Below are 13,399 nucleotides of genomic sequence, written 5' to 3' on the forward strand. Positions count from 1 at the left end.
CGGGATAGCTATTTGGGGCCCTTGCCGCGTTTGGGCGGCTTCTTCCCGGGCGGTGCGGCTTGCGGTGCCGGGGATGCGTTCTTTGCAGGCGCCGCCGCAGGAACTGACGGCAACGCGGGCGGCGTCCCGGCCGTTCGCACAGGGTCTGGAGCAGGAGCCAACGTGGGCGCCGGGGCCGGTACGGGCACCGCCTCGTTTTCCACCTCGGGTGTCGGCGCCACCGGGCGGCGCGGCTGCTGGCCCAGTGCCGTGCTGCCGAGGCGCACGGGATTGAGGTCGCTGCCGTCGTCGCAGTCGTGCAGCGTGGCGCCCGGGTAGATGTTGCGCAGCTTGGCCAGCAGCGCCAGCAAAATACGCAAGCGGTAGGACACCTCGACATACGCGCCGTAGCGGTCGCCCAGCAGGGCCTCCACCAGCGCCGCCGTGCCGGCTTTGAACGTCAACCCGGCGCATAACTGCACCGGCGTCGGCGCGAACACGCTGAAGTCGGCCGGCTGTTTGCCGGCGGCGATGTTGGCCGTCATCCAGGCGTCGAACTCCAGCCCCCGGGCGACGGTGATGGCGGTGGCGCAGTGGCACAGCGCTTCCTTGGTCGCCGCGTCGGCCACCACGTCCAGCCCGCCGGCCAGAATCGCCTGCACCCGGTCCTGCACGCGCTCCTCGGTCCAGTTGAAGGGTGCGTTGGCGTCCAACCAGGCGCACCAGGCGTTCTCGAAGCGCTCGAACTGCCAGCCGCTGAGCACCACCGCGTGGAAGTGCGCCAGCATCAGTGCCTTCACCTTGGCGAACAGCGCCGCGTCTAGCACCGTGGTGCAGGAGAAGTCGCCGGGGACCGGCGTGCTCGCGAACAGCACCTGCAGGGCCGCGTCCAGCGCGTCCGGCTGCCAGTAGTCCAGCGTCTTGTCGGCGTACCAGGTGTTGAACACGGCCGAAAAACCGGCGTACAGCGCCTCGGCGCAGGCGCAGGCGGCCACACCGCCGGGCCGCTGGCCGTCGCCGGTCAAGCCCTCGGTCTCCAGCAACAGGGCCACCTCGGCCACCACCGGCTCGCACAGGTTGAGGATGAAGCCGTCGTTGCCGACCCAGCAGATCTTGGCCAGCAGATGCGCCGGCAGCTCCTGCTGGATGGTGCGGTCGGCAAAGCCGCGCAGCGCCAGGTTGTCGTTGAACGGCGCCGTCCAGCCGGGCATGACGAAGCTGAGGCGGAAGGAATACGGGTCGGCGTCGTCGCAGCTGGTGCAACTGCCCTCGGTGCAGGGGGCGATCAGGCCGTCGCCGGGGAACTTGGGCCGCAGCAGCAGGTGCTCGACCACGATGGCGCGCCGGTTGCTGCTCCACGACAGCAGCTCGTCCATCACGCCGCGCGCGCCGGACAGCGTGGCGAAGGATTCCGGCCCGGCGCCCATCGGCTGGTCGTTCACATCGCGCACTTTGACGAAGAACTGGTCGCCCTGTTTGACCAGATGGTAGGCCTCGGGCTGCGACAGGCGCGAGATCGTGAAGTCGTAGGCCTGCTGCTGCGCGGCTGCCGCGTCGGCCGCCGTGAACGGCACGGCAAAGCTGCCCGCCAACCAACTGCGGCCCTGCCGGTCCTGTAGCGCGTAGCCGCTGACGGTGGCCGGCGCCGACATGGTCCAGACAAAGTTCAGCTCGGGGTAGCCCAGCAGCAGGCTGACGCGCAGCTTGATGCCGGCCACATTGTCCGGCGCGCAGGGCTGGCGCGTGTAGTCGAAGGCGCGCGCGCGGTCGCGGCTGATGCGCGGATAGCCGTCGAGGAAGCCGATCTTGTCGTCGATCAGCCGCGCCAGGCCGGTCCGCACGCCGTTGGCGTCGGTCAGCAGCAGCGCGTACTCGGCGAAGCTCTCGCCGAAGCGCGCCAGCAGGTGGTCGAGGAAGCGGTTGCGCCGCTCATGGAACTCGACCGGCGTTTCCGTCATCATGTTCAACTTGGCCGGCGTCAGGCCCTGCACCACCTGGTCGTAGGATTCGATCACGGCGCCGCTGAGCTTGTGCGCGAAGTAGCTGCGCGACTGCCCGGGATCGAGCGAGAACAGGTCCGCCGTGTGCTCCAGCTGGGCGCCGGCGTTGGCCAGCAGCTGCTCGAACACCATCAGGTAGGCCTGCAACTGCTTGGCCTGGGCCTGGCGCAGCGGCGGCGCGCTGGCCACCAAGCCGGCCGCCCCGATGCCGTAGGTCTGCGGGAAGCCGTACTGCATCGGGTAGTAGTTGCCGAGCTGGCGGAAGGTCCCGGACGGCACCGGCAGGTCCAGCGGCGCGTTCTTGATCTTGCCGCGCTCGGCCTCGCCCTGCAGTTGCAGCAGCGTGTCGGCCGCCTCGTCGGCGCGCGGCAGGAAGGGCAAGCCGTTCTTGGTGAACAGGAAGCGCGAGCGCTTGAAGTACAGGCGCGGCTGGTGCAGCGCGCTCAGATACAACTGCCAGGCCGCGCTGCCCTTGTTGGGGTCGAACACCAGCATGCCGTTGTTGAGGGTGGGGTCGGCGGCGCCCTTGACCAGCTCGCCCTCCTCGTCGTACTTGGACAGCAGCAGGCTGCCCACCGCCACCACGCCGTCGATGTCCATCAGCAGGTTGATGATGTCGGAGCTGCGCAGCACCGTCTTCAGGCCGGCGGCGGCCAGCTCGTCCTGCTTGAGGAAACCGCCCTCGGGCATCGGGCCGTTGAAGATGTCCTCCACCGGCACGCCGGCGTCGCGCATCTCCTGCAGGCTGTAGTGCAGCACCGGCGGGTTGAAGTACCGCTCGATGAGGAACCAGGCCTGCGCCTGCACCAGCTCGATGTCGGCGTCGGCCGCCACCTCCATGTCGGCGCACACCGCCACGTCCTCGATGTGGACGCTGGCGACGCGGCAGTAGTCCTCGTCCAGGTTGCGGTACAGCGCCAGCGTGCTCCAGGCGTCGGCCAGCGCCAGCGCCGCCTTGCGCACCTTGGCCCGGTAGCGCGCGATAGCGCCGCCGGAGCCGGCGTCCTGCAGCAGCTCGCGCAGCGCCAGCACGGTGGTCACGCCACGGGTCGGATTGTCGCTGAACAGGTGCAGCGCCACGCTGTCGATGCGCACCTTCACTGCGCCGGCCAGTTCGACCTCGAAGCCCAGGTAGAACACGCCGTTCCAGTGCTGGCGCAGGTAGCGGTCGCGCCCGTCCTGGTCCAGGCCGGGGTCGCCCATCACGTCGTAGACCTTGGTGGCGCCCAGCGACAGCAGCGTGACCGCCACCGTCGGCCCCGGCGCCAGGAAGGCCAGCCAGTCGGCCGGCCGCGCCAGCTCCCAGTCGGGGAAGCGCAGCTCCAGCGCCAGCGTGTGCGGCTTGGCGTCCGGCCCGCTGACGCCGGCCTTCAGTTCCACCTTGGCGTCGTTCAGGTCGCCGGACTCGGCGTCCGCCTCGAGTTCCAGCAGCACCTCGTACAGGCCTTGGACGTCGACGCGGCTGGCGGGCTTGGCGCCCGGCGCCGGCTTGGCGAAGCTGAACACCTGCTGGCCCAGCTCGCACCAGGCGTAGTACACCACGTCGCAGGCGCACTGCTTGCAGAACACCCAGGCGTTGCGCACCGGCCCCAGGCCGATCAGCAGGCGCCGGAAGTCGTCCGGCGTGACCGGGTTGACGGTGAGGATCTGCCGCGCCGTGAAGAAGGTCTGCAGCGGATACGGCTGCGCCGGATCGGCAGGCGGCGTGGCGGGCATCAGAATGTCCTTGATGTCCCATCCGTTGCGGTAGGCCAGCTCGGTGAGCATGAAGCACAGCTGTTCAAGGATGGTGATGCCGGGGTCGTGGGCGTTGTAGTCGGTCCAGACGGCGCTCGACATCTGCTCGATGAAGCCGACGCCCTCGCGGCGCAGGCCGAAGAAATCGGCCGCCGGGGTCAGCTCCGGCTGGGCCGGAATGGTGATGGGATCGGCGCTCATGATGCCTCACAAGGGCAGTGTTCGGCGGCGCCGGCCTGTGCCAACGGGTGCAGCACCTCGATGGCGTGGCGCGCCGCCGGCACCGACACCAGGATGGAGACGGCCAGCGAACCACTGACCATGGCCAGGTCGAGCGTGCCCGGTCCCGCGTCGGTGTCGTGGAACAGCTTGAAGTCGCTGACGTAGTCGACGTAGGGCCGCTCTTCGACGAAGTTGATCAGCACCGATTTGTAGACCTTGCCGCCGAACGAGGGCGCTGCGCCGCCCGGGAAGGCCCACGGCGACAGGAAACGGGTGATCTCCTCGCGCAGCTGCTTGACGTAGAAGGTCTCGTCGAAGCCGTCGCGCAGGCGCACCTTGAAGTCCAGGCGGACCTCCTCGAACTTGGGATTGCGCACATGGAGTTGGACGAAACAGCCGCTGCGCTGGCGCAGGAAGGCTTCCACCTGCAGCAACAGGTCCAGGCTGGTGTAGGGCCGCAGCGGGTCGCGCAGGTTCTGGAACTGCTGGTTCGGCACCGTGACGACGGTGACGTGGCCGGGCGCCAGCTCGCGGTAAATGCCGCCGGGGCCGGGTGCCGGCTCGTACTGCGTGTGGTTCAGGCACTTGACCTTGTAGATCTGCGGGAAGGCCTCCAACACCAAATGCTCATAGTCCCACAGCGCGATGGCGCGGTCCTTGTGGCGCAAACGCTCGCTGACACGGGTGTGGAAATCGCCGGACGCCTCGGCGCCGCGTCCGCCGAAGCTGGCGAAGGGTTGGCTGAGCTGCTTGACGGCGGCGTCCGGCGCGGCCAGCTTGGTGACCGAGCCGGCCGGCAGCACCGTCGCGGCGAAGGCCGGGTCGTTGCCTTGGTCCGTGAATTGCGCCTCCATCGCCTGCGCCGCCACCATCAGCAGGCGGCAGACGGCGTCCACCTTGGTCGCCACCGCCACGCGTATCCAGTGCATGCCGGGCGCGAGCAGCGTGTTGTCGGCGTTGGCGTCGCGCGGCACGCTGAGCGTGACGATGCCGGAGGCGAGCAGCCCGGCCGTGCCGTCGCCCACCTCGTTGCTGGCGAAGGCGACCCACTCGTTGCGGCGCAAGTAGCTCCACAGTACGTGCTGCGGCGGCTTGGGTGTCTGCGGATCGGCCGTGCCGGCCACCACCTCCATCAGCAGCGCCAAGTTCTGCGGCGGCTTCAGGCCGGCCACGCCGACGTAGAACTCGCCGCCGCTTTCGATGCCCGAGTCGAGGCTGTGGAAGACGAACTGCGGCAGCAGCCAGGTCTTGTGCGCGCCGTTCAACAGCGGATGCTGCTCGGCCTGGCCGAACGGCGCGACGTGGAAGAAGCGGGCCTGGCGCTGCTCGAACGCGGCGGCGTCGGTGCTGTCGAGGGCGATGGTCTGGCTGGCCGTGTAGTCCATGCTCAGCGCGGCCATCACCGGCGCCACCGGCGGCGCCGGCGCCGGCCCGGGGGTGGGCGTGGGCGGCAGGCGCAGGTAGGCGAGCAGCGCCGCCTGGTAGAGGGCTAGTCCGAGATCTGTCCCCATGCGCAGGCGCAGATAGCCCTGGCGCGACTCGTTGCCGTAGAACTCGGGCGGCGACAGGTCGGGCGCCTCGCGCACCGTCAGGTTCAGGCCCGCGGTCAGGGGCAGCGAGTCGACGCCGAGCGAAATCCCCGCCATCAAGGCGAGCTGCCATTGTCCGGCGACCAGATAGTCGACGTCGAAGGTCGGCGCGGGACTCGTCGTATAGGCGACGGCCTTGGTTTGCCAGTCGAACTGCAGGGTGGCCGAGTCCAGCCTTTTCTGGAACACCTCGCGCGCGCCGATCAGCAGCTTGCTGCCGACGGCCGGCAGCGCGCCGAAGGGCTGGAATGGCTTGGATGTGTCGACCGGGCCGAAGTCGTTCGACACGCTGAGCGTCTTCACGCCGCTCACGTCGACCGTCAGCTCGCACTGGCGCAGCACCACGTCCTGCAGCCGGGCATAGGGGTAGTCGGCGTCGGGCCGCTGGCGCAGCAGCACCTGCAGAACCGGCAGTTGGACGCCGAAGCGCGCGCCGTGGATCTTTTCCTGGTAGGCGACAATGGCCGGCTCGGCGCCGCCCAGGTGCAGGCTCAGATGCAGCACGCCGCCGTCCATGTGCCAGCCGTCCGGCGCCTTTTCCAGCCAGCCGGCGGCGGTGCTGAGCAGGCAGAGCGCGTCGGCCTTCAACTCCCCAGCCGGCCCCGGCCCCGCCAAAGTCAGGCGCAGGTCGATGCTGCGCTCGCCTTCGGCCAGCAGCAGATAGTGCGAGGCGACGGCGAAGCCGAGCGTGGCAGTCGGCATACGGATTTGCGCCAGCGCGCCATTGGCGAAGATCTTGTTGTGGAAGGGGTGCCAGGACGGTAGTTCCGGCGTCAGCGGCGCGCCCAGGCCGTCGAGGGAGTTGGCCACCGGCGAGGCGTACAGGCGGCCGGCGTCGTGGCCGCCGCCGGCGACCGGCTCGGCGTCGTGCCGGTACACCGTTTGCATCGCCGCCACGCTGGCCTGGTTGAGCACCGTGTCGCGGCTGAGCGCGAAGAAAGCGTCCTTGCCCTTGGCGTCCTTGCCGGCCTTGATCAGCGTGCCCTCGGCCATCAAATGGTCCGGCACCGCCTTGGCCAGCTCGCCCAGCAGGTGCGCGTGGGCGGGCTGGGCGCCCTTCTCCCTCAAGCGCAACACCTCGCGGTAGTAGAAGTCCAAGTGGCGTGCCGTCAGCGTGTTCGACTCCGCGCGCACCCGCTCGTACAGGCGCAGGAAGGCGAGGAACAGGCCGTAGTGCGGCTCGTGCGTGTCGCGTGCGGTGAAGCTGGCCTCCAGCGCCTCGGCCGCCGCGCCCACCGTGCGGGCGTAGACCTTGAGGAAGCGCTCGAAGATCGAGGTGAACAGGTTGTGCGTGGCGATGTGGTTGACGCGGCTGAACAAGGTGCTGCCGCTGCCGTAGACGCCGGTGTCGGGATACAGCAGCAGATTGTCCAGGTTGGCCAGGTACTGCGGCCAGGTGGTGGCGGCATCGTCGGCGATCCAGTCCAGCGACAGCGGCCGGCCGGGCGTTTGCAAGGCCTGCGGCAGCGTGTGGGCGGCGCCGAGGATGTCGAACGACGGCGCCGCCTCGGTCAGGTACGGCCCGGCCGGCGGCGGCGAGGCGGCCAGCAGGCCGTCGCGGTGATACAACAGCAGCGACTTGAGGGCCGGCGCCAACTGGCGGCGGATCAGGTTTTGCAGCTGCGCCTGCAAGGGCAGCTCGTGCGGTAGGCCCAGCGCCAGCTGGTCCAGTTGGGCCGCCAGCGTGGCGGCGCTGCCGAACAGCTGGCCCAGGTTCAGGCGCAGGCCGGCCAGGTCGGCGTCGTTGTCGAGCTTGTCGAGGAAGTCGAAGTTGGCCTTGATGTTGGCCTTGTAGTAGCCGACGTCCTGCACCGACGCCACCGCCAGTTGCACCGACACGTCGCTGCTGAAGAACGGCTGCCAGTCGCCTGCGTCCAGGTTCTTCTCGTTGAAGAAGCGCAGGTAGGCCGAGTAGGCGCGGGCGAAGATCATCCGGTGCGCCGGGCCGTGCTGGTCCACCGGCGCGAACTCCGGCGCCAGCGCCGCCAACTGGCGCTGCGCCTGGCTTAGGCCCTCGCGCACCAGCTTGAGCGGATCGGTGTTGTGCGTGCAGTCGATTTGCGGCATCCGGGCACCCGCGCTATGGCAAGAGGTTCACCGTGGTGGTGAGGTTGATGTCGGTGCCTTCCAGTTTGTAGAACGGGAAGACGAAATTGAAGCGCGAGTTGGTGGCCTTGACCATGTACACCACCTCGATCAGGATCAGTCCCTCCAGCTCCCGGCTGTCGTCCAGCCGCACCGTCTCGATCTCGATGCGCGGCTCGAAGTACAGGATGGCGGTCTGCACCTTGTCGGCCATCAGCGTCTTCATGCGCGTGTCCAGGCTCTCGAACACCAGCTCGTCGAGGTTGCAGCCGTACTGCGGCAGCATGGTGCGCTCGCCCAGCGCGGTGGTCAGCAGGATCTCCAGGCTGGAGGCGATGTCGGCCTCGTCCTCCAGCATGTCGACACCGCCGCGCTGGCGCTTGAAGGTGGGCGGGAAGCTCCAGCCACGGCCCAGGTAATCGCGGCGCATGCTCAGCCTCCGATCAATACGTTGGGCGCGCCGGGGCCGACCACCGCGCCGCCGCCGCCGGTCAGGTCGGCCAGGCGGGCCGCCGGCATGCCGCCGATCAGCACCGTCATCGAACCCTTGACGATGGCGTCGGCGCCGCAGCTGTCGCCCACGCGCGCCGCCGGCAGGCCGCCGATCAGCACCGTCGGCGCCCCCGGCGGAATGATGGGCACCGGCGCGCCAAAGGTGGCCGTGCTGACGATCATGTCGCTTACCCGCGCTGCTGGCAGCATGCTGCCCTCCCCTGTCCGCTCAGTTAATCTGCACCATCCCGCCCTGCACCACCACCGTCGCGCTGCCCTTCACCGTGGTGCTGGCGCCGGACACTTCGGCGCTGGACGTGCCGGCCGCCTTGAAGCCGGCACTGGCCTTCAGCTCGACGTTGACGCCGTCCAGCTTGATGTCCTTGGCCGCCTTCAGCACCAGATCCTTGCTGCTCTCGATCTTGATGCCGCTGTCGTCCAGCGTGATCTTGTTGCCGTTCTGGTCCTCCAGCACGATGCCCTTGGCGTCCTCCGACAAGGTGACGCGGTTGCCGGCCGGCGTCTCCAGCAGCGCGCTCTTCTTGTCGTCGTCGAACAGCAGGCGCAGCTTGGCGCGGCTGACGTAGCCCTTCTTGTCGTTCTTGTCGGCGATCGGCTCCGGCGCCGCCTTGGCGCTGCTGTGGCACATGCCCAGCACCACCGGGTGGCGCGGGTCGCTGTCGAGGAAACCTACCACCACCTCGTCGCCCACCTCGGGACGGAAGAAGGTGCCGCGCTCCTTGCCGGCGTCCAGGCAGGCGATGCGGCTCCACACGCCGTCGGTCGAGTTGTCGGCGAAGGGCAGGCGCACGGCGATGCGCTCCTCGTGCGCCGGGTCGCCCTCCAGCGCGCTGACCACGCCGATCTGCAGGCCGCTGACGGCCGGCAGCAGGCCGGACGCCGGCAGCGGCCGCAGATTGGCCGCCGCCACGAACTGCTGCGCGGCCAGGCCGAACTGCACGTCGGTCTCCCAATTGCCGCCGACGACGCTGTGGCGCACGCCGGACACGTACAGCTTGCCCTCGAAGCGCCGGCCGACGCCCTTCAGCTCCATCAGGTCGCCCGGCTTGAGCGCCGCCAGGCCCTGGCAGCGGGCGCGCCCGCGCACCTTGGCCAGGCGCTCGCGCTGCAGCTGGGCGTCGGCCCAGGCCTGCAACTCGCCCTGCCCCAGCTGGCCGCCGTGGCGCAGCAGCAGGGCTTTGCCGGCCGCCACCTTGGCCAGGTCGGCCGGCTGCAGGTTGCCGCTGGAACCGGCCTGGCCCTCGCTGGCCTCGGCCACCAGCAGCTTCTGGTCGGCCGCGCTCCAGCTGCTGGCGTGCACCGCCTTGCTCTGGCAGCGCGCGTCGATCTCCGCGTCCAGCTCGATCAGGCTGGCGCCGAAGGCCACGCTGAGCGCCGCCGCCGCGCTGGTGGCCGGCTTCATCACCTTGAGCTTGCCGTCGTCGACCAGCACCACCATGCCGTTGGCCTCGGCCCGGCACAGCACGAAGTCCCAATCGGTGGCCTGGTACTGCACCAGCTCCTCCAGCGCCGCGCCGGTCGACTCGACGTCGTGCTGCAGGCCGAAGGCGCCGACCAGCTGTTCGATGATCTCGCTGTCGGTCTTAGCCTGGAAGTGGCGGGTGGCCGGCTCGGTGCTCATCTTCACCGCCGCGTCGCGGCAGTCGATCAGCAACTGGCTGGAGTTCTTGCGCACGCGCAGGCTGTGCTTGACGATCACGCCCTTGAACACGGTGTCGTTCTTGGCCTGGTAGCCCAGCTTGATCTCGATCTGTTTGCCGGGGACGAATTGGTCGGCCTCGCTGGCCTGGAAGGTGGACTGCGCGGCGTCGCCGTCGCGCAGCTCGATCAGCGCCGTCGGGATGCGGTTCAACTCGCGCCCCACCTCCAGCGCCAGCACATGGAACTGGCCCGACACGTCCTTGCCCTCGACCAGCACGGCGAAGGTGCAGACGTCGGCCGAGCTGCTGCCCGGGGTGGCGGCGCCGTCGCTCATGGCGTGCCCCCGGCCTTGCGCAGCGGCGGGAACAGCAGCTGCTGGCCCGGCACCAGGGCGCGGAAGTCGGCCAGGCCGTTGACGCGGGCCACGTCGAGGTAGTGGCGCGCGTCGCCATACACAGCGAAGCACATCAGCGGCAGCTTGTCGCCGCCGCGCACGGTGCGGATGTGGGTCAGGTCGGGCGAGCGGCGGTCCTCCTTGGCGATGCGCTTCTGCTCCTCGATGCTGCCCTTGAACTTGGCGCGCGCCAGGGCGCGGATCGGCTGGCCGTCCGGGTTGAACAGCTTGTAGGTGATGCCCAGCTCGATGGCGCGGCCCTTGAAGATCAGGTTGCCCCAGATGAGCTTGAGGTGGAAGGGTTCGTGTGAGTCGGGCCGGTACTCGGTGAGCAGCTTGCGGAAGGCGTCGACCTGGTCGAACACGCCGTCTTTGCTCGGCTTGCCGTCGATGATGCCGGTGCTGTCGAACAGGAACTCGAAACTGAGCTCCTCCGGCATGGTGTAGGCGAACTTTTGCTGCGCCCCGCTGCTGCCCTGGCCCTGGCCCTCGGCCGTCTTGACCTTGTACTCGAGGGTGTAGGTCTCCGGGTTGATCAGCGCCTCGAAGCGGCCCTTGGCGTCCAGCTTGCCGCCGTTCTCGGCCGCGCTGGCCGTGTCGAAGGCCAGGATCAGCATCTTCTCGAGTTTGCCCTGGGTGGCCATCAACGCTCCATTTTGTTTTGCAGGATGCGCAGCACCTGCTCGACGCACTCGGCCACCAGGGCCTGCTGCGCCTGTTCGCCGGCGCCGTCGGCCGCGCCGGGCGGCTGGGCGGCCGCGCCGCCGCCCGCGCCGGGGCCGCCGCCGGTGACGGCGACCTTGATGTGCAGCTCCCTGATCTCTATCGGCATCTCGCTCTTCCCCGGCGCCGCGCGCCATCCCCTGCGTTGCGCCGCGCCGCCGCTACTGGATGGTGAAGTAGCGGTAGGACAGCTCCATACTCTCGATGACCACGCTGTTCTCGCCCGAGTTCAGGTCGCTGATCGACCACTTCTTCGGGATCGCCTGGGCGATTTTCCAGCTGCGCAGCGGCTCGCCGTCGGCGTTCATCAAGATCACGTTGACGTCGGTCGGCGCGAACTGGCGCTCGCGGAAGGCGTCGAAGAACCAGGCGATCACCGCCGAATCGGTCAACATGCCACGCTTGAGCACCAGGTCGGCGTACTTGGTGCGCACCGGCAGCTTGTGGGTGAAGCGGTTCTCGCCGCCCTCCTTGAACTCCTCCATGTCGTATTCGACGGACAGCCCGGACACGGTCTGGAAACGCGCGTCGTTCTTGTCCTTGCTGACGCCGAATTCGACCTTGTAGTAGAAGCTCCACGGCGGGTAGTAGTCGTTCATCGCGGCCGCCGGCTCAGATCTTCATCAGCTTCAGACCCTCGTGGGCGATCTCCAGGCTCTCGATGGCGGTCTCGTTGGCGTCCGACTTGAGGTCCGGCGCGCTGATCTTGACCGGGAAGCAGCGCGTCGCCGACCACGCCGCCACCGGCAGATGCTTCTCGTTGAGCAGGCGGATGGTGACGTCGCGGCGGCCCTCGGAACGCTCGTTGGCGATGTCGTCGAGCCACTTGTTGTAGTCGAAGTCGCCCTCGAACTTGCCGCGCTTGAGCGTGATGTTGGCGTTCTTGACCATGCCCGGCATGGCGATCTTGTTGAAGTCCTTGCTGTCGCTGTGGCGGTATTCGATCTTTTCGCGCTCCATCACCAGGCCGGTGACCTCGGTGAAGCTGATCTTGGCGCCGCCCCAGTCGACCTGGAAGTGGAAGCGCGGGATGGGATAGTCTTGTGCCATGACCTACTCCTTGTCGTAAGGTGGAAAAACGCCCCGGCTCAGGCCTGCGCCAGCTTGTGCGAGAAGCGCAGGATGATGAACTCGGCCGGCCGCACCGCCGCCAGGCCGACCTCGACGATCATGCGGCCCTCCAGCAGATCCTGCGCCGTCATCGTCTTGCCCAGGCCGACCGAGACGAAGAAGGCCTGGTCCGGCTTGGCCCCCTGCAGCGCGCCCTGGCGCCACTGCACGGTGAGGAAGTTCTCGATCATGGCCTGCACCTTGACCCAGGTGTTGGCGTCGTTCGGCTCGAAGACGAAGCTGCCGCAGGCCTTGTTGACCGACTCCTCGATGAAGATGAACAGGCGCCGCACATTGACGTAGCGCCACTCGGCGTCGTTGCCGGCCAGGGTGCGCGCGCCCCACACCAGCGTGCCCTTGCCGGTGAAGGGGCGGATCGCGTTGACCGACTTGCCGGCCACGGCGTCGTCGTTGATGGTCTCCTGGTCGCGGTTGGTGAACTCGATGCTGGGCTTGACCACCGCCGCCACGCTGACGTTGGCCGGCGCCTTCCAGACGCCGCGGTCGGCGTCGACGGCGGCGTAGATGCCGGCCATGGTCGAGCTGGGCGGCAAGGTGCATGGCAGGTCGCGGATGGCCGCCTTGGCGCTCTCGTAGATCAGGCTGTTGCCGGTGGCCAGGGTGTTGAGCATGGCGCCGCCCGGCACGCCGGCGATGAAGTAGCTGACCGCCGTGGTGGTCTCGTCGACGACGAAGTCGAGGATCGTGTCCAGGTTGGGCGCGTAGGCGGCGCCGTACTTGAGGTTGTTGATGCCGATGCCGCTGTTGCGGAAGGTGTCGACGATGGTCAGGATGTTGGCGTTCGGGTCGCCCGGCGACAAGGCGTCGCCGTGCACGTCCATGATGACGAAGCGGTCCTTGAGCAGGTTGCACTGGGCCAGCGCGGCCTCCTCGATCGCCTTGAAGTCGGAGATGCTCAGCGCCTGCGCCTCGGGGACCACGATCAGGGTCGGCTCGTCGACCTTCTCCAGCGCGGCCAGACCGGCCTGCAGGTCGGCCAGCAGCAGCGCCGAGGGCGTCTTGTACAGGCCCACCGAGACGATGTAGCAGGGGCCGCCGCCGTTGGCGAAGAACATCTGCACGGCATAGAACATGATGTGCTTGGAGCGGTCGGCCGCCGCCAGCGTGGCGGTGAACTTCTGCCCGGTCACGTTGCCGGCGCCGTCCTTGACCTCGACGCCGGCCACCTTCATCGCGGTCTCCAGCTGCGGCTTGCCGAAGTGCTGCTCGTACTCGACCATCGAGGTGATGCGGAATGGCTTGTTGACGGGCACGTCGACCGAGGTTTCGGTGTAGCCGATAAAGGCCGGGATCGCCGTCTCCACCGCCGAGATGATGGGCGGAAATTTCGGGATTTCCTCGATATACACGCCGGGAGTCTTGTAGACCTGTGCCATTTCTTCACC

The 13,399-nt window shown here is 68.5% G+C and carries 10 protein-coding genes; all 10 read right to left on the minus strand.

The window, feature by feature from the left end; genetic code table 11:
- Positions 1-8: 8 nt before the first annotated feature.
- Genes BM252_RS02625 through BM252_RS02670 form a run of 10 tightly spaced genes read right to left on the minus strand, consistent with a single transcriptional unit; the run spans position 9 to position 13,390 of the window.
- The gene (locus tag BM252_RS02625; protein WP_174900396.1) at positions 9-3,917 is read right to left on the minus strand and encodes a hypothetical protein; all 3,909 of its coding nucleotides are present in this window, start codon (positions 3,915-3,917) and stop codon (positions 9-11) included.
- Positions 3,914-7,594, minus strand: a complete 3,681-nt coding sequence (locus BM252_RS02630) for a baseplate J/gp47 family protein (RefSeq protein WP_093383329.1) — start codon at positions 7,592-7,594, stop codon at positions 3,914-3,916. The genes BM252_RS02625 and BM252_RS02630 overlap by 4 nt, the downstream gene beginning before the upstream one ends.
- 13 nt (positions 7,595-7,607) lie before the next feature.
- Positions 7,608-8,042 carry a GPW/gp25 family protein gene (locus BM252_RS02635; protein WP_093383332.1) on the minus strand — a complete coding sequence of 145 codons (435 nt, stop codon included), beginning with the start codon at positions 8,040-8,042 and terminating at the stop codon, positions 7,608-7,610.
- A 2-nt stretch (positions 8,043-8,044) separates the two neighbouring features.
- Positions 8,045-8,314, minus strand: coding sequence for a PAAR domain-containing protein (locus tag BM252_RS02640; RefSeq protein WP_093383335.1), 270 nt, complete (start codon positions 8,312-8,314; stop codon positions 8,045-8,047).
- A gap of 19 nt (positions 8,315-8,333) precedes the next feature.
- A complete protein-coding gene (gene vgrG, locus BM252_RS02645; RefSeq protein ID WP_093383338.1) occupies positions 8,334-10,100 on the minus strand; it encodes a type VI secretion system tip protein VgrG in 1,767 nt (588 codons plus the stop codon).
- Entirely contained in the window at positions 10,097-10,804 is a 708-nt protein-coding gene (locus BM252_RS02650; protein ID WP_093383341.1) for a CIS tube protein, read from the minus strand. The genes vgrG and BM252_RS02650 overlap by 4 nt, the downstream gene beginning before the upstream one ends.
- The gene (locus tag BM252_RS02655) at positions 10,804-10,992 is read right to left on the minus strand and encodes a DUF5908 family protein (RefSeq protein WP_093383344.1); all 189 of its coding nucleotides are present in this window, start codon (positions 10,990-10,992) and stop codon (positions 10,804-10,806) included. Before BM252_RS02655 ends, BM252_RS02650 begins: the two co-directional genes overlap by 1 nt.
- A gap of 52 nt (positions 10,993-11,044) precedes the next feature.
- Complete coding sequence (locus BM252_RS02660; RefSeq protein ID WP_093383347.1) at positions 11,045-11,482, minus strand: phage tail protein; 438 nt, start codon at positions 11,480-11,482, stop codon at positions 11,045-11,047.
- Positions 11,483-11,495: 13 nt separating this feature from the next.
- Positions 11,496-11,933 (minus strand): phage tail protein, encoded by a 438-nt coding sequence (locus BM252_RS02665; RefSeq protein ID WP_093383350.1) that lies wholly within the window; start codon positions 11,931-11,933, stop codon positions 11,496-11,498.
- A gap of 38 nt (positions 11,934-11,971) precedes the next feature.
- Entirely contained in the window at positions 11,972-13,390 is a 1,419-nt protein-coding gene (locus tag BM252_RS02670; protein ID WP_093383353.1) for a phage tail sheath family protein, read from the minus strand.
- Positions 13,391-13,399 lie beyond the last annotated feature (9 nt).

Source organism: Rugamonas rubra, assembly GCF_900114705.1.
Taxonomy (GTDB): domain Bacteria; phylum Pseudomonadota; class Gammaproteobacteria; order Burkholderiales; family Burkholderiaceae_D; genus Rugamonas; species Rugamonas rubra.